The 19,612-nt window shown below is 65.4% G+C and carries 17 protein-coding genes; 12 read left to right on the top strand and 5 right to left on the bottom strand.

Annotated features, from left to right (window positions below; genetic code table 11):
• Positions 1–32 precede the first annotated feature (32 nt).
• From ASC78_RS04565 to ASC78_RS04550, 4 genes are all read right to left on the bottom strand, one after another.
• Positions 33–1,238: a branched-chain amino acid ABC transporter substrate-binding protein gene (locus tag ASC78_RS04565; protein ID WP_055797031.1), complete on the bottom strand. Its 1,206-nt coding sequence runs from the start codon at positions 1,236–1,238 to the stop codon at positions 33–35.
• Positions 1,239–1,373: 135 nt separating this feature from the next.
• Complete coding sequence (locus tag ASC78_RS04560) at positions 1,374–1,778, bottom strand: hypothetical protein (RefSeq protein ID WP_055797028.1); 405 nt, start codon at positions 1,776–1,778, stop codon at positions 1,374–1,376.
• The gene (locus ASC78_RS04555) at positions 1,778–2,221 is read right to left on the bottom strand and encodes a DNA polymerase III subunit chi (RefSeq protein WP_055797025.1); all 444 of its coding nucleotides are present in this window, start codon (positions 2,219–2,221) and stop codon (positions 1,778–1,780) included. Before ASC78_RS04555 ends, ASC78_RS04560 begins: the two co-directional genes overlap by 1 nt.
• A complete protein-coding gene (locus ASC78_RS04550) occupies positions 2,218–3,753 on the bottom strand; it encodes a leucyl aminopeptidase (RefSeq protein ID WP_055797023.1) in 1,536 nt (511 codons plus the stop codon). The genes ASC78_RS04555 and ASC78_RS04550 overlap by 4 nt, the downstream gene beginning before the upstream one ends.
• A gap of 21 nt (positions 3,754–3,774) precedes the next feature.
• Between ASC78_RS04550 and lptF the strand changes: the two genes are divergently transcribed.
• From lptF to ASC78_RS04520, 6 genes are all read left to right on the top strand, one after another.
• On the top strand, positions 3,775–4,911 hold the full coding sequence (gene lptF, locus ASC78_RS04545) for an LPS export ABC transporter permease LptF (RefSeq protein ID WP_055797019.1): 1,137 nt from the start codon (positions 3,775–3,777) through the stop codon (positions 4,909–4,911).
• The gene (lptG, locus tag ASC78_RS04540; RefSeq protein ID WP_055797014.1) at positions 4,908–6,017 is read left to right on the top strand and encodes an LPS export ABC transporter permease LptG; all 1,110 of its coding nucleotides are present in this window, start codon (positions 4,908–4,910) and stop codon (positions 6,015–6,017) included. Before lptF ends, lptG begins: the two co-directional genes overlap by 4 nt.
• 11 nt (positions 6,018–6,028) lie before the next feature.
• Positions 6,029–6,403, top strand: coding sequence for a sirohydrochlorin chelatase (locus tag ASC78_RS04535; RefSeq protein WP_055797011.1), 375 nt, complete (start codon positions 6,029–6,031; stop codon positions 6,401–6,403).
• 63 nt (positions 6,404–6,466) lie between these two features.
• Positions 6,467–7,408, top strand: a complete 942-nt coding sequence (locus ASC78_RS04530; RefSeq protein ID WP_028258747.1) for a CysB family HTH-type transcriptional regulator — start codon at positions 6,467–6,469, stop codon at positions 7,406–7,408.
• A gap of 28 nt (positions 7,409–7,436) precedes the next feature.
• Positions 7,437–8,615 (top strand): pyridoxal phosphate-dependent aminotransferase, encoded by a 1,179-nt coding sequence (locus tag ASC78_RS04525; protein ID WP_055797003.1) that lies wholly within the window; start codon positions 7,437–7,439, stop codon positions 8,613–8,615.
• 115 nt (positions 8,616–8,730) lie between these two features.
• Positions 8,731–8,889, top strand: a complete 159-nt coding sequence (locus ASC78_RS04520) for a DUF3309 family protein (RefSeq protein WP_082517427.1) — start codon at positions 8,731–8,733, stop codon at positions 8,887–8,889.
• A 71-nt stretch (positions 8,890–8,960) separates the two neighbouring features.
• On the opposite strand, the gene hrpA is transcribed toward ASC78_RS04520, so the two are convergent.
• A complete protein-coding gene (hrpA, locus tag ASC78_RS04515; RefSeq protein WP_235504988.1) occupies positions 8,961–12,749 on the bottom strand; it encodes an ATP-dependent RNA helicase HrpA in 3,789 nt (1,262 codons plus the stop codon).
• Between the two features lie 230 nt (positions 12,750–12,979).
• On the opposite strand from hrpA, the gene argA reads away from it, so the two are divergent.
• Genes argA through dapE form a run of 6 tightly spaced genes read left to right on the top strand, consistent with a single transcriptional unit; the run spans position 12,980 to position 19,564 of the window.
• Entirely contained in the window at positions 12,980–14,326 is a 1,347-nt protein-coding gene (gene argA / locus ASC78_RS04510; RefSeq protein ID WP_055796996.1) for an amino-acid N-acetyltransferase, read from the top strand.
• A gap of 32 nt (positions 14,327–14,358) precedes the next feature.
• Positions 14,359–15,006, top strand: coding sequence for a LysE family translocator (locus tag ASC78_RS04505; RefSeq protein ID WP_055796993.1), 648 nt, complete (start codon positions 14,359–14,361; stop codon positions 15,004–15,006).
• A 50-nt stretch (positions 15,007–15,056) separates the two neighbouring features.
• A complete protein-coding gene (gene dapC / locus ASC78_RS04500) occupies positions 15,057–16,277 on the top strand; it encodes a succinyldiaminopimelate transaminase (protein WP_055796990.1) in 1,221 nt (406 codons plus the stop codon).
• A gap of 44 nt (positions 16,278–16,321) precedes the next feature.
• Complete coding sequence (dapD, locus tag ASC78_RS04495) at positions 16,322–17,155, top strand: 2,3,4,5-tetrahydropyridine-2,6-dicarboxylate N-succinyltransferase (protein ID WP_055796987.1); 834 nt, start codon at positions 16,322–16,324, stop codon at positions 17,153–17,155.
• 60 nt (positions 17,156–17,215) lie between these two features.
• Positions 17,216–18,364 (top strand): PilT/PilU family type 4a pilus ATPase, encoded by a 1,149-nt coding sequence (locus ASC78_RS04490; protein ID WP_055796985.1) that lies wholly within the window; start codon positions 17,216–17,218, stop codon positions 18,362–18,364.
• 24 nt (positions 18,365–18,388) lie between these two features.
• On the top strand, positions 18,389–19,564 hold the full coding sequence (dapE, locus tag ASC78_RS04485; protein ID WP_055796982.1) for a succinyl-diaminopimelate desuccinylase: 1,176 nt from the start codon (positions 18,389–18,391) through the stop codon (positions 19,562–19,564).
• Positions 19,565–19,612 lie beyond the last annotated feature (48 nt).

The following is a 19,612-nucleotide window of genomic DNA, read 5'->3' as shown; positions in this document are numbered from 1 at the left end:
CGCCTAGGCGCAGAGTCGTGTCGCGAAACCGATCAGCGCACCACGGCGATTTGCGTACGCACGCCACCCTTGTAGGTGAAGAGCGTCAGCGCGCCGTTCTTGATGTCGCCCTTTTCGTCGAAAGCGATCGGGCCGGTCACGCCCTTGTATTGCACCTTGCCGACTTCCGGCAGGTACTTTTCAGGGTCGGAAGAACCGGCCTTGACCATGGCTTCAGCCAGAACGTTGACGGCGTCGTAGACGTACGGTGCGTAGATCTGGACTTCCACGCCGTTCTTGGCCTTGAACTTGGCCTTGAAGTCTTCCAGCGGCTGCTTGAAGTCGCCATCGACACCACCGGCTTCGGCGCAAACCACCATCTCTTCGCCGATGGCATCGCCAGCCAGCTTCGGCAGTTCGCCGGTGCACAGGCCGTCGCCGCCCATGAACTTGACGTTCAGGCCGAGTTGCTTGACCTGCTTGAGCATCGGGCCGCCCACGGCGTCCATGCCGCCGAAGAACAGCACGTCGGGCTTGGCGGCCTTGAGCTTGGTCAGGATGGCGTTGAAGTCGGTCGACTTGTCGGTCGTGAACTCGTGGCCGACGATGGTTCCGCCGGCAGCCTTGGCCGCCTTCTCGAATTCTTCGGCAACGCCCTGGCCGTAGGCCGTGCGGTCGTCGATCACGGCAATGTTCTTGCCCTTGAGCGTTTCGACGGCGTACTTGCCCAGCGTGCCGCCGAGTTGCGTGTCGTCAGCCACCACGCGGAACGCGGTCTTGAAGCCCTGGCGCGTGTACTTGGGATTGGTTGCCGAAGGCGAGATCTGCGGAATGCCGGCGTCGCTGTAAAGCTTGGAGGCAGGAATCGTGGTGCCCGAGTTCAGGTGGCCGACGATGCCGTTGACCTTGCTGTCGACCAGCTTCTGGGCCACTGCGGTGCCTTGCTTCGGATCACCTGCGTCGTCTTCTGCGAGCAGTTCGAACTTGGCAACCTTGTCGCCGATCTTGAGGCCCTTGGCATTCAGGTCTTCGATGGCCATCTTGGCGCCGAATTCGTTGTCCTTGCCAAGGTGGGCAATGGCGCCGCTGGTGGGGCCCACGTGGCCGATCTTGACGACCAGCGTGCTTGCCGGAGGCGCTGCAGGTGCGGGGGCCGCTGCCGTGGGCGCCGGGGCGGCCGGTGCAGCAGCTTCTTCTTTCTTGCCGCAAGCCACGAGCGTGAGAGCAGCCAGTGCGACCGCAGTCCATTTCAATTGCATGAGAACCTCCAGAACATTGATAAATAAACTAAAAACCGGTCGTGTGATCCGGGCGCGCAGACCTCGCAAGTTTCGCGCCGCAGACCAGCGGCACCCTCCCGCCCCACCGACCTGGCGCGCAGTTTAGCTGAAGCTTTACGCTCCGGAAGTTGGCACAGACCCTGTGTTTTCAGAGAGCTCGGCGGCCATTGCCTCGATCACCAAGGCACGCAAAACAGCCTCTATTTCTTCGCGCAGCCGAGGCACCATGGCATCGAGTTGCTGCTGCACGGCGGCCGACACCGCGTCGCTCAAACGCTCCTCCAAAGAGAGGTCGACGCGCTGCAATACCCGGTGCAGTAGCTGCTCTTCGAGGCGGACGATTTCGGCGTCCGAACGCTGCTCGGCCGGAGGCAGCGCAACGGCTTCGGCGGGGTCGATGGGCGCGGCTGGCGCGGCCACAGGGCTTGCCGGCTCGGTGCCCGCAGGCTCGCCCGGCAGGTCGAGCACCGTAGTCAGGGTGGGGACGAACCGGGGCGGTGTACGCAGCGTGCTGGCCATCAGGAAGCGCTCCTTGCAAAGTCGTGCGGCTGGATCGTGTAGCCACGGTCGGCATAGTGGCGCCAACGCGATCGGCCGATCTGCCGCTCTGCGGCCTCGTCGCTCACGATGTCGATCAGGCGCTCGAAACGCTCGAAACCCGCCGGGACCTCGGCGCCCAGGTTCACGAGCATCTCGCGGTGCGGCAGCGACGCGGCCTCCGCGCCCTCGGCCGAAAGAATGACCGGCGAACGGGCCACCACATGAGGCTGCGCATCGGCCCGGCAATGGGCGATGAAGTCGGAGGGCAAGAGCTGCCAGAGCGCGGCATCCACCGCCTCGAGCGTCTGCGCCTCGCCGACCACCACCACCCGCAGCCCGCGCGCGTTCACGGCCTTGCGAACCAGCCGGCAGGCGTAGTTCACCTTGTCCGGCGTATTGAAATGAAAGCCGATTTCGGTCACTGCGCGGACCGGGCCTTTCGGGTGGCCGAACCGGTGCTCTTGCGCGAGGCCTTCGACGGGGCCGCCGCCTTGGCTGCCTCGCCGCGTGAGCGTTCCATCAGATAGGAAACCAGCAGGCCCACTGGCCGGCCGGTCGAGCCCTTGGCCGCCCCGCTCTTCCAGGCCGTGCCCGCGATGTCCAGGTGCGCCCAGGCGAAATCGCCGACAAAGCGCTGCAGGAACTTGGCCGCCGTGATGGCCCCGCCCGCGCGGCCCGCCACGTTGGCGACATCGGCAAAGTTGCTCTTCAGGCCATCGGCATATTCGTCGTCAAGCGGCAGGCGCCAGCAGCGGTCTTGCGACTCCTCGCCGGCCGCCTGGAGTGCCGCAGCCAAGGTTTCGTCGGCGGTGAAGAGGCCGCTGCGCACGCCGCCAAGTGCCACCGCGCACGCACCGGTGAGGGTGGCTATGTCGATCACGGCGGCCGGCTCGAAGCGCTTGGCGTACGTGAGTGCGTCGCACAGGATGAGCCGCCCCTCGGCGTCGGTATTGAGCACCTCGATGGTCTGGCCGCTCATGCTGGTGACCACGTCGCCAGGCTTGATTGCTCGGCCGTCGTTCATGTTCTCGCACGTAGGCACGAGGCCCACCACGTTGATGGCCGGCTGGATTTCGCCCAGCGCGCGGAAGGTGCCCAGCACGCTGGCCGCGCCGCACATATCGAACTTCATCTCGTCCATTTCGGCAGCCGGCTTGAGCGAGACGCCGCCGGTGTCGAAGGTGATGCCCTTGCCGACCAGCACCACGGGCGCCTGGTCCTTGGGGCCGCCCTGGTAGCGCAACACGATGAAACGCAGCGGTTCGGCGGAGCCTTGTGCCACGGCAGCGAACGAGCCCATGCCGAGCTTCTGCACCTCCTTGGGGCCGAGCACCTCGCATTTGATGCGCGACAGCTTGGCCAGGCCCTGGGCCGCCTCGGCAAGCAAGGTGGGCGTGCAATAGTTGCCGGGGCGGTTGCCCCACTCTTTTGCGAGCTCGATGCCGGACACCGTCGCGCGGGCTTCGTCGAAGGCCTTGCCGACCGCCGCGGCGTCCGCCACACCGAGCGTCAGGTTGCGGACGGTGCGCCCGTTCTCGCCGTTCGAGGCCGTTGCCTTGGTCGTGGTGTAGACGTAGCTGGCGTCGGCGGCGGCGGCCACGGCGCTTGCGACGGCCGCGCCATCGGCCTGTTGCGCGAAGACCATGACCATGCGCTTGGGCGCGTTGGCCTTGGCTGCGTTGACCGCGGCAATGACGCCGCTGCGCACCGACGCGGGCTTGCCGTCGCCAATGGCGGCGAGCACGACGCGCGACGCGACCACCTCGTCGGGATGGTAGAGCGCGAGCAGCTTGCCGGCCTTGTCGGGCAGGTCGCCAGCCTTGCGGGCGCTGGCAATCAGCGCTGACAACGGGTCCTTGGAAGTGAGAGGTGCGCTGCCGACGAGCACGATCAGCACGTCTGATTTTTCGGCCGCGGCGCGGGCAAGGGTGAGGGTCTTGAGCTGAAAGTCCATAATCCTTTTTTTCCTCGAACGATGTTATTCCATTCTTCCTTACGCAAGGAGCTGTCGCGCAGCTTCGGAGCGACCCTCGTTGTCCTGGTCACCATCGTGATGACCATGATGCTCATCCGCACGCTCGGGCTTGCCTCCAAGGGCAGCGTGAACCCGTCCGAAGTGTTCCTGGTGATGGCGTACACGGTGCTCGGCTACATGCCGACCATCCTGAGCCTGAGCCTGTTCATCGCCATCGTTGGTACCTTGTCGCGCATGTATCGCGACAGCGAAATGGTGATCTGGTTCTCCAGCGGGCGCGGCCTGGCCGATTTCGTCAAGCCATTGTTCCGCTTTGCCTGGCCGGTGCTGGCGCTGATTGCGGTCATGGCGCTGCTGGGCTGGCCGTGGGCCAACTCCCAGACCATCGGCATGCGCGCGCAATACGAAAGGCGCAGCGACATCGAACGCGTCACGCCGGGCGAGTTCCGCGAATCATCGGGGCGCATGCGCGTCTTCTTCATCGACAAGGACACCCCGGACGGCGCCACCGCGACCAACGTCTTCATCTGGGCGATCGAGCGCGGGCTGCAAATCACCACCTCCGCGCGCAGCGGGCGCATCGAGAACGTCGGCGAGAACCGCTTCCTGATGCTGAGCAACGGGCAGCGGCTGGAGCGTCCGCTGATGCCCACCGCGGGCCTCAAGATCAGTGAGTTCGAAACCTACGGCACGCGCGCCGGCGGCAATGCGGACCTGGATGGCGACAGCACCCCCGCGCGCGCCAAGCCGACGCTGCAGCTCCTGCGGGAGCCAGGCGACGCAAGCCGGGGCGAACTGGCCTGGCGCATCGGCATGCTGCTGGCCGCCATCAATTTCGTGCTGCTCGCACTGACCGTCTCCAGCGTCAACCCGCGCGTGGGGCGCAGCGGCAACCTGCTGTTCGCGCTGTTCGCCTTCGTCGTCTACTACAACATGCTCAACCTCGGCCAGAGCTGGATCAGTTCCGGCCGCTTCGGCATGGGCTCGTTCATGCTGATGCTGCACGGCGGCGTCCTCTTGATCGGCGTCGCGTGGCTGTTCCTGCGCAACAACAACTGGGGGCGGCGGCGCAAGACCGAGCACGTCATGGCCGGCGGCCTGCCCTCCCAGCCCGCAAAAACGGACCCGACCCCGTGAAGACAATCCGACGCCTGATCTATGTCGAGGCACTGAAGGCCGTGGCTTTCGTGACACTCGGCTTCCTGAGCCTGTTCTTCTTCTTCGACTTCGTCGACGAACTGCAGTCGATCGGCAAGCCCGAAAGCCTGGCCTACGGGCCCGCGCAGGCGCTGATTTATGTGGCTCTGCTGATTCCAAGCCACCTGTATGAACTGCTCCCCATCACCGTGCTGATCGGCTGCATCTTCGTGATGGCGCGCCTCGCGCAGAGCTCCGAATACACGATTCTCCGCACCAGCGGCCTCGGCCCTTGGCGCGCCTTGCGCACTCTGCTGCTGCTCGGCGTGGGATTCGTCGTGCTGACCTTTGCCATCGGCGACTACATCGCGCCAGCCTCGGAGCGCACCGGTCAGCTACTCAAGTCGCGCTACCAGGGCTCGTACTCGCTGGTGGGCAATACCGGTGCGTGGCTCAAGGAGAAACGCGAGAACGTGTCCTATGCCGTCAACGTGCTGTCCATTGCACGCGATGGCTCGCTGAAGAATGCGCGCATCTTCGAGTTCGACGCCAACGGCTATGTGCGCAAGCAGCTCTTCGCGTCTTCGGCGCGCATTTACGACGACCACTGGACCCTCTCGGACGTCGAACTGCAGGACTACGACACCCGCACCTCCGCCGACAAGGCCCGCATCGTCACGACCAAGGTGCCTCAGCTCGACTGGCCGACCACGCTGACGGCCGAGATGGTGTCGGTGGCACTGCTGCGGCCGGACCGCATGGGCACCATCGACCTGTTCGACTACATCAGCCACCTAGAAGCCAACGGCCAGACCGCACAGCGCTACGAGATCCAGTTCTGGCGCAAAGTCTTCTATCCGCTCTCGTGTCTCGTGATGGTGGTGCTCGCCCTGCCCTTCGCGTACCTGCACTTCCGCCAGGCCGGCATCACCACCTACGTTTTCGGCGGCGTGATGATCGGCATCAGCTTCTTCTTGCTGAACAACGTGTTCGGCTACCTCGGCAATCTGAGTAACTGGTCGCCATGGCTCACAGCGGCGGCGCCGGGGCTCATTTATTCAGTCATGTCGCTTGCCGCGTTCAGTTGGCTGGTTCTTCGAAGATAGAAGAGAAGACGATGGCGATCGGCAATGCAAGGGGCATCATCCTCTTGGCCCACGGTTCGCGCGACGAGCGCTGGCGCGCACCGATCGAGGCCGTGGCTGCGCGTGTCACGGCGCTCGATCCGCAGGCCCGCGTGGTGTGCGCCTACATGGAACTGGCCACGCCAGACCTGCGCACCGCCGCCGCGGCCTTGATTGCGAGCGGTGCCCGTTCGCTTCGCGTCGTTCCGCTGTTCCTGGGCATGGGAAAGCACGCGCGCGAAGATCTGCCGCTACAGCTCGAGGCGCTTCGCGGCAGCTGGCCAGACGTGCACTTCAAGCTTGCCAACATCGTCGGAGAGGAGCCCGAACTGGTCGAGCTCCTCGCCAGAATTGCAAGCAAATCTTGAATTCACGGCTATTTCGATAGACTCCGAAGGCATAATGAATTCCGCAATAAGACGGAATTTGATATGAATCTGCACCAGTTCAAGTTTGTTCAGGAAGCCGTGCGGCGCAACCTGAACCTCACGGAAGCGGCCAAGGCGCTCCACACGTCGCAGCCGGGGGTGTCGAAAGCCATCATCGAGCTCGAGGAAGAACTCGGGGTCGAAATCTTCGCCCGCCACGGCAAGCGGCTCAAGCGGGTCACCGAACCGGGCCAGCATGTGATTGCCAGCATCGAACTGATCATGCGCGAGGTCGGCAACCTCAAGCGCATCGGCGAGCAGTTCAGCGCGCAAGACAGCGGCACACTCTCCATTGCCACCACGCACACCCAGGCGCGCTACGTGCTGCCGGTGCCCGTGGCTAAGCTGCGCGAGGCCTACCCCAAGGTCAACGTGAGCCTGCACCAGGGCTCGCCCGACCAGGTGGCGCGCATGGTAATCGACGAAATCGCCGAGGTGGGCATTGCCACTGAATCGCTGGCCGACTACACCGAGCTGGTGACGCTGCCTTGCTACGAATGGCAGCACGTGCTGGTGCTTCCCAAGGACCACCCGCTGGCCGCCAAGGAACGCATCTCGCTTGAAGACCTGGCGCACGAACCCATCATCACCTACCACCCGTCATTCACGGGCCGCACGCGCATCGACCATGCGTTTGCACAGAAGAAACTTACCCCTCGCATCGCGCTCGAAGCGATCGACTCCGACGTGATCAAGACCTACGTGCGCCTCGGCCTGGGCGTGGGCATCGTGGCCGAAATGGCGGTGCGCGACGAGTCGAACGCCGATCTCGTGGTGCGCCCCATGGGCCATGTGTTCGGACAGAACATCGCGCGCGTGGCGTTCAAGCGCAGCGCCTACCTGCGAAACTTCGTGTTCAAGTTCGCCGAGCTTCTGTCCGACCGGCTCGACCGCAACCTGATCGCCAAGGCCCTGAGCGGCCATCAGCAAGACTACGAACTCTGAGATCCAGCCCCGGCTTCAGACCACGACCATGAGCACCGCTACTTCTTCCTCTATCCGCACACCGGCCATCGGCACCAAGCTGCCCGCCGTCGGCACCACCATCTTCACCGTGATGTCCGCGCTGGCGGCAGAGAAAAATGCGGTGAACCTCGGCCAGGGCTTTCCGGATTTCAACTGCGACCCGAAGCTGCTCGAGGACGTGACCGCCGCCATGGCGGCCGGCCATAACCAGTACCCGCCGATGCCCGGCATCCCGGCACTTCGCCAAGCCATTGCGGGCAAGATCGCAGCGCTCTACGGCCACAGCTACAGCGCCGCCGACGAGATCACAGTGACCGCCGGCGCCACGCAGGCGATCATCACGGCCATCCTCGCCGTGGTGCGCGCGGGCGACGAAGTGATCGTTCTGGAGCCCTGCTACGACAGCTACGTGCCCAACATCGAACTGGCCGGCGGCAGCGTGGTGCGCGTGCCGCTCGTGCCCGGCACCTTCCGCCCCGACTTCGACAAGATTGCTGCGGCGCTATCGCCGCGCACGCGCGCCGTCATCGTCAACACGCCGCACAACCCGAGCGCCACGGTGTGGACCGCGGCCGAAATGCGCAAGCTCGAAGAGCTGCTCGCCCCCACCGACGTGTTCGTGATTGCCGACGAGGTGTACGAGCACATGGTCTACGACGGCGCACAGCACGAAAGCGTGGCGCGTTTCCCGGGCTTGGCCGCGCGCAGCTTCATTGTGAGCAGCTTCGGCAAGACCTACCACGTCACTGGCTGGAAGGTCGGCTTCGTGGCTGCGCCGGCGCCGCTCATGGCCGAGTTCCGCAAGGTCCACCAGTTCAACGTGTTCACCGTCAACACGCCTATGCAGCATGCGCTCGCGCAGTACATGGCCGATCCAGCACCTTACCTGGAACTGCCGGCCTTCTATCAGCGCAAGCGCGACCTGTTCGCCGCCGGCCTGGCCGAGAAGACCCGCTTCAAGCTGCTGCGCAGCGAGGGCAGCTACTTTCAGTGTGTCGACATCTCGGCGGTCAGCGAGCTTTCGGAGGCCGACTTCTGCCTGTGGCTGACCCGTGAGATCGGCGTGGCGGCCATTCCACTGTCGGCTTTCTATGGCAACGGCTTCGACCAGCGCGTGGTGCGCTTCTGCTTTGCCAAGAAGGACGAGACGCTGCTTGCCGCGTTGGACCGCCTCGCACGGCTATAAAGCCGACGCCACCGGTAGGATAGTCCTGACCACCGAAGGAGCGGCTTTCCGGCGTGTTTTTCGACCTTGGACAGCGAGCATGCAGGCTCGTAACAACAACGTCCAGGAGAAAAGCATGTCCCTCTCGTTCATTCTGCTGATCGTTTTGATCTTGCTGTTGATAGGCGCGCTGCCGAGCTGGGGCTACAGCCGGAGCTGGGGCTACTGGCCCAGCGGTGGCCTGGGCCTGGTTCTGCTGATCGTCATCATCCTGGTGCTCATGGGACGCATATGAAGCTTCCGGACAATTCGCGCACCTGAAAGAAGCCCGCGGCAAGCGGGCTTTTTTTCGTCCGCTTGCCAGGATCAGGCCTGCAGCTGCGCCCAGGCCTTGTCCAGCCGCTTGATGCTGACCGGCTGCGGCGTGCGCAACTCCTGCGCGAAGAAGCTCACGCGAAGCTCTTCGAGTAGCCAGCGGAATTCGAGCATGCGATCGTCCACCGCGCCCTTGCGTTCCGCGACCAGCCGCCAGTAGCGCTGCTCTTGCGGCCGAAGCTCGGCCAGCTTGGCGGCGTCGCGCGCGGGATCGGCGCGCAGCTTGTCGAGCCGCAGCACGATGGCCTTGAGATAGCGCGCGAAATGCTGCAGCTGCGTCCACGGTGTATCCGCGATGAAGCGCTTGCCGACCAGGCGCTGCAATTGCTGCGCGGCGTCTTGCACGGCCTCGGGCTGGATCTTGGTGTCCTTGATCTTGCGCGCCGCGGCGGCGTACTCGATGAGGATGACCGATGCCAGCCGCGCCACCTCGTTGGCAATCAAGGTGAGCCGACCGCGGCCTTCTTCCAAGCGGCGCTTGAAGGCGAATTCATCAGTCGGCAGCGGCTCCTGCAGAAAGGCCCTGTCGATGGCCACATCGATGATCTGCGTGCGCAACTCTTCCGAAGTGCCGAGCGGCATGTAGGCCACTGCCATCTTCTGCAGATCGGGGATGTTCTTCTCGAGGTACTTGAGCGCGTCTTTCAGCTGCAGTGCAAACAAGCGGCGCAGACCCGCACGGTGCTTCGCGGCCGCCACGGCCGGCTCGTCGAACACCTCGATGGTGACGGCATCGCCTTCGTCCCGCAGGGCCGGAAATCCGATGAGCGACTGCGCGCCGCGTCGCACTTCCATCAGCTCGGGCAGCTCGCCGAAGCTCCAGCTCGTGTAGCGCTGGCCCGCGGGCAGGCTCGGCGTTGCCGGAGCCGGCGCAGCGGCACGGCCCTTGGCTTGCGCCTGTCCTTCGGTCGCCTCGGCCGGCTTGCGGTCGGGGGAAGCCTTGACGTTGAGCCCGGCCAGCGCCTGAAAAGCGCCTCGCGCCTGCGCGCCCAGTTCCGCCTTGAGCGCGCCCAGGTTGCGCCCCATGCCGAGCTGGCGTCCATGCTCGTCCACGATGCGCAGATTCATGAACAGGTGCGGCGGCAGCATGTCGAGCTTGAAATCCGCGCGCTTCACATCGATGCTCGTCGCATCGCGCACACGCTTGAGAAGCACGTCGGTCAGCGAACCGTGGCCGAACACCTCGGGCGCCGAGAGTTCTTCCGCGAGCCTTGCCGCCGAATCGGGCAGCGGCACCAGCCGTGAGCGCGGACGCTGCGGCAGGCTCTTGAGCAGTGCCTGGATCTTGTCCTTGAGCATGCCCGTCACCAGCCATTCGCAGCGCTCTTCGCTCACCTGATTGAGCACGAAGAGCGGCACGCTGACCGTGAGGCCGTCCTTCGCATCGCCGGGTTCGTGCAGGTAGCTCGCCGCGCAGTCGACACCGCCAAGCCGCAGCGTGGACGGGAACGACTGTGTGGTGATGCCCGCCGCCTGGTGGCGCATCAGCTCTTCGCGGGTCAGGAAGAGAAGTCGCGGCTGATCCCTCGAGGCCTGGCGGTACCAGTTCTCGAAGGTGATGCCGCTCGCCACGTCGGCAGGCAGCTGCGCGTCGTAGAAGGCGAAGATCAGTTCGTCGTCGACCAGCACGTCTTGCCGGCGCGACTTGTGCTCCAGCCCTTCGACTTCACGCACCAGCTTGCGGTTGGCCACGAGAAACGGAAACTTGCTCTCCCATTGCCCGGCGACCAGCGCTTCGCGGATGAAGATCTCGCGCGCAGCCACGGGATCGACCTTGGTGAAATCGACGCGGCGCCCGCTGTAGACCACGAGCCCGTACAGCGTTGCACGTTCCAGTGCCGAAACCTGTGCGCCCTTCTTCTCCCAATGCGGGTCGAGCAACTGCTTTTTCAGCAGATGGCCCGCCACCTGTTCGAGCCACTGCGGTTCGATGTTGGCAATGCCTCGCCCAAAGAGACGCGTGGTCTCGACCAGCTCGGCCGCGACGATCCAGCGGCCCGGCTTCTTCTTCAGGTGCGCGCCCGGATGGCGGTAGAACTTGATGCCGCGCGCACCCAGATACGCCTCGTCGTCTTCCAGCTTCCAGCCCACGTTGCCGAGCAGGCCTGCCAGCATCGACAGGTGCAGCGGTTCGTAGCCGGCAGGCTCCGCGTTGATGCGCCACTTGTGCTCTGTCACCACAGTGAGCAGCTGCGAGTGGATGTCGCGCCATTCACGCACGCGGCGGATGTTGATGAAGTTCTGCCGCAGCAGCTGCTCGTACTGCCGGTTGCTGAGCTTGTGAGTGTCTCCGTGGCCGCCGCGCGCATCGGCGATCCATTTCCACAGCCGCAGGTAGCCGCTGAACTCGCTCTTCTCGTCGTCGAATTTCGAATGCGCCTGGTCGGCCTGCTGCTGCGCGTCCATCGGGCGGTCGCGTACGTCCTGCACGCTGAGGGCCGACGCGATGACCAGCACTTCTTCGAGCGCGCCGCGCGTGCGCGCTTCCAGAATCATGCGGCCCACGCGCGGGTCGAGCGGCAGCTTGGCGAGCTCGCCGCCGGTGGCGGTGAGCTCGTTGGCATCGTCGACCGCGCCGAGTTCGTTGAGCAGCTGATAGCCGTCGGCAATGGCACGCGGCGAAGGCGCCTCGAGAAACGGGAACCGCGCCACGTCGCCAAGGCGCAGCGACTTCATCCGCAAGATCACGCCCGCCAGCGACGAACGCAGGATTTCGGGGTCGGTGAAGCGCGGGCGGCCTTCGAAATCCTTCTCGTCATAGAGGCGGATGCAGATGCCGTTGGCCACGCGGCCGCAGCGGCCCGCGCGCTGGTTGGCCGCGGCCTGGCTGATCGGCTCGACAAGCAGCTGCTCGACCTTGCTGCGGAAGCTGTAGCGCTTGACGCGCGCGGTGCCGGTGTCGATCACGTAGCGGATGCCCGGCACGGTGAGCGAGGTTTCCGCCACGTTGGTGGCGAGCACAATGCGCCGGCCCGAATGGCTGTCGAAGATGCGGTCCTGCTCGGGGCCCGACAGCCGCGCGAACAGCGGCAGCACCTCGGCATTGCGCAGCAGCGGCTGGTGGCTCAGGTGGCGGCGCAGATGGTCGGCCGCCTCGCGGATTTCGCGCTCCCCGGGCAGGAACACGAGGATGTCGCCCGCGTTGTGCGGATCGCGCCAGAGCTCGTCGACGCCGTCAGCGATCGCATCGTTCAGGTCATGCTCACGGGATTCTTCGAAGGGCCGGTAGCGCTGCTCGACCGGAAAGGTGCGCCCCGATACATAGATGATCGGCGCCGGCCCCCTGCTCGACGCAAAGTGCTGCGCAAAGCGGTCGGCATCGATGGTGGCGGAGGTGACGATCACCTTCAGGTCGGGCCGGCGCGGAAGAATCTCGCGCAGGTAACCCAGCAGGAAATCGATGTTCAGCGAGCGCTCGTGCGCCTCGTCGATGATCAGCGTGTCGTAGGCCTTGAGCAGCGGATCGGTCTGGGTCTCGGCCAGCAGAATGCCGTCCGTCATGAGCTTGACCGAGGCGTCGCGGCTCAGCCTGTCCTGAAAGCGCACCTTGAAGCCGACCACGTCGCCCAGCGGCGTTTTCAGCTCTTCGGCAATGCGCTTGGCCACCGAGCTGGCGGCAATGCGCCGAGGCTGCGTATGGCCGATGAGCCGGCCCTTGCCCGGCGGCGCATTGAGCTTGCCGCGGCCGAGCGCCAGGGCGATCTTCGGCAGCTGCGTGGTCTTGCCCGAGCCGGTTTCGCCGCAGACGATCACCACCTGGTGCGCCTCGATGGCGGCCATGATTTCGTCGCGCCGGCCGGAGACCGGAAGCGATTCGGGAAAGTCGATGCGCAAGGGAGCGGAAGGTGTCGTGGTCGTCAAGGGAAAAGCTGATTCGCGAAGGCGCGGCGGGCAAACCGGCGATTATCGGTCCGCGCCACCCCTGCTGCACGCCTTGCGACACGCCGGCTGCTGCGGGCGGACAGCCCGCCCCGCGCGAAACGCCCTTCAAGAATGCACAATCACGCTCCATGTCCACCGTTTTCAACTTCACCTTCGTGCCCTGGTTCCGCTCGGTCGCGCCCTACATCCACACGCACCGCGGCAAGACTTTCGTGGTCGCCCTGGCGGGTGAGGCGATCGCGGCGGGCAAGCTGCAGAACATTGCGCAAGACCTGGCGCTGATCCAGAGCATGGGCGTCAAGATCGTGCTGGTGCACGGTTTTCGCCCGCAGGTCAACGAGCAGCTCGCGGCCAAGGGGCACGAGGCGCGCTACTCGCACGGCATCCGCATCACCGACGAGGTGGCGCTCGACTCCGCCCAGGAAGCCGCCGGCCAGCTGCGCTACGAGATCGAGGCCGCCTTCAGCCAAGGCCTGCCAAACACGCCGATGGCTGGTTCGACCGTCCGCATGATTTCGGGCAACTTCATCACCGCCCGACCCGTGGGCGTGGTCGACGGCGTGGACTTCAAGCATTCGGGTTTGGTCCGCAAGGTCGATGCCGTGGGCATCCGGCGCACGCTCGATTTCGGCGCCATGGTGCTGATGTCGCCCTTCGGCTTCTCGCCCACCGGGGAGGCCTTCAACCTGACGATGGAGGAAGTGGCCACCAGCGTGGCCATTTCGATCCAGGCCGACAAGCTGATCTTCCTGACCGAAATTCCGGGCATTCGCATCGACAGCGAACTGCCGGAGAGCGAAGACAACCCCATCGACACCGAGCTGCCGCTTGCCGCGGCCGAAAAGCTGCTGGCGTCACTGCCGCCACCGCAGAAGCCGACCGACACCGCCTTCTACCTGCAGCACTGCGTGAAGGCCTGCAAGGGCGGCGTGGAGCGCAACCACATCCTGCCTTTTGCGCTCGACGGCGCGCTGCTGCTCGAGGTGTACGTGCACGACGGCGTCGGCACCATGGTGATCGACGAAAAGCTCGAGAGCCTGCGCGAAGCCACGGTCGACGACATCGGCGGCATCTTGCAGCTGATCGAGCCGTTCGAGCGCGACGGCACGCTGGTCAAGCGTGACCGCACCGAGATCGAGCGCGACGTGGGCCACTACACGGTCATCGAGCACGACGGCGTGATCTTCGGCTGCGCGGCGCTCTACCCCTACCCGGAGGCCAAGACCGCCGAGATGGCCGCGCTGACCGTCTCGCCTCAATCGCAGTCGCAGGGCGACGGCGAACGCATCCTCAAGCGCGTCGAGCACCGCGCCAAGGCCATGGGCCTGGAAAGCATCTTCGTGCTCACCACGCGCACCATGCACTGGTTCCTGAAGCGCGGCTTCCAACAGGTCAACCCCGACTGGCTGCCCGAGGCCCGCAAGCGCAAGTACAACTGGGACCGCAAGAGCCAGGTGCTGGTCAAGAAAATCTGAACCTTTGAACCTTTAGAGGAAAGCCCGCCGCCATGACGTTCGCCACCGCCTTGCTGTTCTCCATCGTCGCGCTGGCCGCCATCGCAACTCCCGGGCCGACCGTGCTGCTGGCGCTGAGCAACGGATCGCGGCGCGGCGTGCGCGGCGCGCTGCCAGGCATCCTGGGCGCCGTGCTGTCCGACTTCGTCCTGGTCGGCGCCGTGGCGCTGGGCCTGGGCGCGCTGCTGGCAGCCTCGGAGTTCTGGTTCTCCATGCTCAAGTGGGTGGGCGCCGTGTACCTTGCCTGGCTGGGCATTCGCATGCTGCGCTCCAAGGGTGGCAGCTTCGATGCGCCGCGCGCCGAGGCTGGCGAGCCCGCTACAGGCATGAATGGAGACGGCCGCAAGGTCTTTCTCAAGTCGTTCCTGGTGGCGGTCACCAACCCGAAGGGCTATCTGTTCTGCTCGGCACTGATGCCGCAGTTCATCGACCCCGCCGCCGCGCAGGGCATGCAGTACGCCATCATCGCCGTGCTGTTCGCCTCGCTGGACGCGTTGGTGATGCTGGTCTACGCCTTCGTGGGCGCACGGGCAATGCGGCTGCTGACGGTCGCCGCAGGCCGCTGGATCGACCGCACCTGCGGCGCGATGCTGCTGGCGCTGGCCGGCTCGCTGGCGTTCTACCGGCGCAGCGGCCCCTGAGCGGCGCGGGGCCTGAGCGGCCGGCGACCCGTCGCCGATAATTGCTCTCCATGAATCCCCTGCTTTCCAAGCTTCAGCCCTACCCCTTCGAGCGGCTGCGGCGCCTGTTCGAGGGCGTCACGCCCAATGCCGATTTCGCACCCATTAGCCTGGGCATCGGCGAGCCCAAGCACGCCACGCCGGCCTTTATCAAGGAAGCGCTGGCCGCGAGCATGGCCACGCTCGCAGCCTACCCCGCCACGGCCGGCACCCTGGCGCTGCGCACCGCCTTCACCGACTGGCTGCAGCGCCGCTACGCCCTGCAGGTGGACCCGGCTACGCAGGTGCTGCCGGTCAACGGGTCGCGCGAGGCGCTGTTCTCGCTCGCGCAAACGGTGATCGATGGCAGCAAGACCCCGGCGCCGGTGGTGGTTTCGCCCAATCCGTTCTATCAAATCTATGAAGGCGCGGCTCTGCTCTCGGGCGCCGAGCCTTACTACGTGCCGAGCGTGGCGGCGCGCAACTTCGCGGTGGATTGGGACAGCGTGCCCGAAGCCGTCTGGGAACGTACGCAACTGGTGTTCGTCTGCTCGCCCGGCAACCCGACCGGCGCAGTGATGCCGCTGGACGAGTGGCGCAAGCTCTTTGCTCTTTCGGACCGCTATGGTTTCGTGATTGCAGCCGACGAGTGCTACAGCGAGATCTACTTCCGCGACGAGCCGCCGCTCAGCGGGCTGGAAGCCGCCGCCAAGCTCGGCCGGGGCGACTTCAAGAACCTGATTGCGCTCACGTCGCTGTCCAAGCGCAGCAACGTGCCGGGCTTGCGCAGCGGCTTCGTGGCGGGCGACGCGGCCATCATCAAGAGCTTTCTGCTCTACCGCACCTACCACGGCAGCGCCATGAGCGGCACCGTGGCCGCGGCCAGCATCGCGGCCTGGGGCGACGAAACCCACGTGGTCGAAAACCGCGCCAAGTACCGGGCCAAATTCGCCGCCGTGACGCCCCTGCTCGAACCGGTGCTCGACGTGCGGCTGCCCGATGCCAGCTTCTACCTCTGGGCGGGGGTGCCCGAAGTGTGGGCTGGCGACGACGAATCCTTCGCCCGTGCGCTCTACGCTCAATACAATGTTACGGTTCTGCCGGGGAGCTATCTGGCGCGCGGCACGGCACACAGCGCCAACCCCGGCCGTGGCCGCATCCGCATGGCCTTGGTGGCCGAAACGGCCGAATGCGTGGAAGCCGCCGAGCGCATCGTCCGCTTCGTGCAATCCGGCCAAACAGGCCGGGGCTGAACCGCTGCTTTCCCGGCTCCCATTTTTCACACGAGACTTTCTCCATGACCCAGCAACTGCAACAAATCATCGACGCCGCGTGGGAAGACCGCGCCAACGTTTCGCCCAGCGCCGCCTCGGCCGAAGTGCGCGACGCCGTCGAGCACGTGATCTCCGAGCTCAACAACGGCAAGCTGCGCGTTGCCACCCGCGAGAGCGTGGGCAAGTGGACGGTGCACCAGTGGATCAAGAAGGCCGTGCTGCTGTCGTTCCGCCTGAAGGACAACGAGCAGATGCAGGCCGGCTCGCTCGGCTTCTATGACAAGGTGCCGACCAAGTTCTCGCACCTGTCGGCCGGCGAGCTGAAGGAATCGGGCGTTCGCATCGTGCCCCCGGCCGTCGCACGCCGCGGCAGCTACATCGCCAAGGGCGCGATCCTGATGCCCTCGTACGTGAACATCGGCGCCTACGTGGGTGAAGGCACCATGGTCGACACCTGGGCCACCGTGGGTTCATGCGCGCAGATCGGCGCCAACGTGCACCTGTCGGGCGGTGTCGGCATCGGCGGCGTGCTCGAGCCCCTGCAGGCCGGCCCCACCATCATCGAAGACAACTGCTTCATCGGCGCCCGCTCCGAAGTGGTCGAAGGCGTGGTGATCGAAGAAAACTCGGTGCTCGGCATGGGCGTGTACATCGGCCAGAGCACCCCGATCTTCAACCGCGACACCGGCGAGACTTTCTTCGGCCGTGTGCCGTCCGGCAGCGTCGTCATCAGCGGCAACCTGCCCAAGAAGACCAAGTCGGGCCAGGACTACAGCACCTACGCGGCGATCATCGTCAAGACGGTCGATGCGCAAACGCGCTCCAAGACCAGCCTGAACGACCTGCTGCGCGATTGATCGACAGGTTCCCGCCTTTGTCCCGTTAGAAAACAACAGCACCCGAGGAGAGTGAGAGCGATGAACATGATGGAGCGAATCCTTCGTCTGATGGCCGAGCGCAAGGCATCCGACATCTACCTCTCGGCGCACTCCCCGGTGCTGATCCGCATCAACGGCACCTGCGTGCCGATCAACGCCCAAGTGCTGCCGGCCACCGCGCCGCTGGCGCTGCTGGCCGAAGTGGTGCCCGAAGCCCGCATCCAGGAGCTGGAGAGCAAGGGCGAGCTCAACATGGCCGTGATGCTCGAAGGCGCCGGCAACTACCGCATCAGCGCCATGCGCCAGCGCGGCAGTTATGCGGTTGTGGTGCGGCACATTGCCTCGACCATTCCCAGCTTTGCCGACCTGAACCTGCCCGACATTCTCAAGACGCTGATCATGGAGAAGCGGGGCCTGATCCTGATGGTTGGCGCTACCGGTGCAGGCAAGACCACCACGCTGGCGTCGATGCTCGACTACCGCAACGAGCACGCCACGGGCCACATCCTTACGGTGGAAGAGCCCATCGAGTTCACCTACACCAACAAGAAGTCGCTGGTGAACCAGCGCGACGTGGGCAGCGACACCGAGTCGCTGCATGTCGCGCTCAAGAACGCGCTGCGGCAGGCGCCCGACGTGATCCAGATCGGCGAAATCCGCGACCGCGAGACCATGACGGCGGCCATTGCCTACGCGCAGTCGGGCCACCTGTGCGTGGCCACGCTGCATGCCAACAACAGCTACCGCGCGCTGAACCGCATCCTGAGCTTCTTCCCGGTCGAGGTGCGTCCCACGTTGCTGGGCGACCTGGGCTCGGCGCTGCGCGCCATCGTGTCGCAGCGGCTGCTGCGCACGCCCACGGGCGGCCGCGTGCCAGCGCTCGAGGTCATGCTCAACACCGCCCTGGTGGCCGAGCTGATCGAAAAGGGCGATTTCTCCGCCGTCAAGGAAGCCATGGAGCAATCGATGGCCGAAGGCTCGCAGACCTTCGAGGAAGACATTGCCCGCCTCATTACCGAAGAGCGCGTGACGCGAGAGGAAGGTTTGGCCCAGTCCGACTCGCCCACCAACCTGATGTGGCGGCTGCAGAACCGCGCCGCGCCCAAGCAGAAGGCCGAAGAGCGCAACCTGATGGACCAGGTGGACGAACCCACCTTTACCGACATCACGCTCGACGTGAAGTTCTGACCCAGTCTCTTTGGCTTTTTTCCGATGTCCCGTACGCTCCAGCTCGCCGAACAACTCATCTCGCGCCCCTCGGTTACTCCTGACGATGCGGGCTGCCAACGGATCCTTGGCGAGCGGCTGGCGCCACTGGGCTTCACGCTGGAGACCATCGAGAGCGGTCCTGCGGATTTCCGCGTGACCAACCTCTGGGCGGTGCGCCGGCCGGCCGCTGCCGCGGCCACAAAGACGCTGGTGTTCGCCGGTCACACCGATGTGGTGCCCACCGGCCCGGTCGAGCAATGGACCAGCCACCCTTTCACGCCCACGCACCGGGGCGGCAAGCTCTATGGCCGGGGCGCATGCGACATGAAGACCTCGGTCGCGGCCTTCGTTGTCTCCATCGAAGAATTCCTGCGGGCCACGCCCGATCCGAAGCTCACGCTGGCGCTGCTGCTCACCAGCGATGAGGAAGGCCCGGCCGTCGACGGCACCGTCGTCGTCTGCAACACGCTGGCGGCGCGCGGCGAGGTGCTCGACTACTGCATCGTCGGCGAGCCCACCGCCGTCGAGCGCTGCGGCGACATGATCAAGAACGGCCGCCGCGGCACCATGAGCGGCAAGCTCACGGTCAAGGGCGTGCAGGGGCACATCGCCTACCCGCACCTCGCAAGCAACCCCGTGCACTCGGTGGCGCCTGCGCTGGCCGAACTCGTGGCCATCAACACCGCCGGCGGCTGGGATGCGGGCAACGACTACTTCCAGCCGACCAGTTGGCAGATCAGCAACTTTCACGCGGGCACCGGTGCGAGCAACGTGATTCCGGGCAACGCGGTGATCGATTTCAATTTCCGCTTCTCGACCGAGTCGACGCCCGAATCCTTGCAGAAGCGCGTGCATGCGGTGCTCGATGCCCATGGCGTCGACTACACGCTGGCCTGGACCGTCGGCGGCCTGCCTTTCCTGACCACGCCGGGCGAACTCGTCTCGTCGGTGCAGGCAGCCATCGCCGATGAAACCGGCATCGCGACCGAGCTCTCGACCAGCGGCGGCACCAGCGACGCGCGCTTCATCGCCAAGATCTGCAAGCAGGTGGTCGAGCTCGGCCCGGTCAATGCGAGCATCCACAAGATCGACGAGCACATCGACGTGGCCGAGATCGAGACGCTGAAGAACATCTACAGGCGCACGATGGAGCGGCTCGAAGCGTCGCTGGTCGGATGAGCGCCGCGCCGGGCCTCCCCAAGCAACCTCGCACCGCAGCGCGAAGCG

Source organism: Variovorax sp. Root318D1, from assembly GCF_001424835.1.
In the GTDB taxonomy this organism is placed as follows: domain Bacteria; phylum Pseudomonadota; class Gammaproteobacteria; order Burkholderiales; family Burkholderiaceae_C; genus Variovorax.
This window is presented reverse-complemented; position numbering and strand designations above follow the sequence as displayed.

Excerpts from the sequence above, each read along its gene's own strand:
- ASC78_RS04565 (WP_055797031.1), bottom strand. The coding sequence starts at position 1,238 with ATGCAATTGAAATGGACTGCGGTCGCACTGGCTGCTCTCACGCTCGTG.
- ASC78_RS04560 (WP_055797028.1), bottom strand. The coding sequence starts at position 1,778 with ATGGCCAGCACGCTGCGTACACCGCCCCGGTTCGTCCCCACCCTGACT.
- ASC78_RS04550 (WP_055797023.1), bottom strand. The coding sequence starts at position 3,753 with ATGGACTTTCAGCTCAAGACCCTCACCCTTGCCCGCGCCGCGGCCGAA.
- lptF (WP_055797019.1), top strand. The coding sequence starts at position 3,775 with ATGTTATTCCATTCTTCCTTACGCAAGGAGCTGTCGCGCAGCTTCGGA.
- ASC78_RS04535 (WP_055797011.1), top strand. The coding sequence starts at position 6,029 with ATGGCGATCGGCAATGCAAGGGGCATCATCCTCTTGGCCCACGGTTCG.
- ASC78_RS04530 (WP_028258747.1), top strand. The coding sequence starts at position 6,467 with ATGAATCTGCACCAGTTCAAGTTTGTTCAGGAAGCCGTGCGGCGCAAC.
- ASC78_RS04525 (WP_055797003.1), top strand. The coding sequence starts at position 7,437 with ATGAGCACCGCTACTTCTTCCTCTATCCGCACACCGGCCATCGGCACC.
- ASC78_RS04520 (WP_082517427.1), top strand. The coding sequence starts at position 8,731 with ATGTCCCTCTCGTTCATTCTGCTGATCGTTTTGATCTTGCTGTTGATA.
- hrpA (WP_235504988.1), bottom strand. The coding sequence starts at position 12,749 with ATGGCCGCCATCGAGGCGCACCAGGTGGTGATCGTCTGCGGCGAAACC.
- argA (WP_055796996.1), top strand. The coding sequence starts at position 12,980 with ATGTCCACCGTTTTCAACTTCACCTTCGTGCCCTGGTTCCGCTCGGTC.
- ASC78_RS04505 (WP_055796993.1), top strand. The coding sequence starts at position 14,359 with ATGACGTTCGCCACCGCCTTGCTGTTCTCCATCGTCGCGCTGGCCGCC.
- dapC (WP_055796990.1), top strand. The coding sequence starts at position 15,057 with ATGAATCCCCTGCTTTCCAAGCTTCAGCCCTACCCCTTCGAGCGGCTG.
- dapD (WP_055796987.1), top strand. The coding sequence starts at position 16,322 with ATGACCCAGCAACTGCAACAAATCATCGACGCCGCGTGGGAAGACCGC.
- ASC78_RS04490 (WP_055796985.1), top strand. The coding sequence starts at position 17,216 with ATGAACATGATGGAGCGAATCCTTCGTCTGATGGCCGAGCGCAAGGCA.
- dapE (WP_055796982.1), top strand. The coding sequence starts at position 18,389 with ATGTCCCGTACGCTCCAGCTCGCCGAACAACTCATCTCGCGCCCCTCG.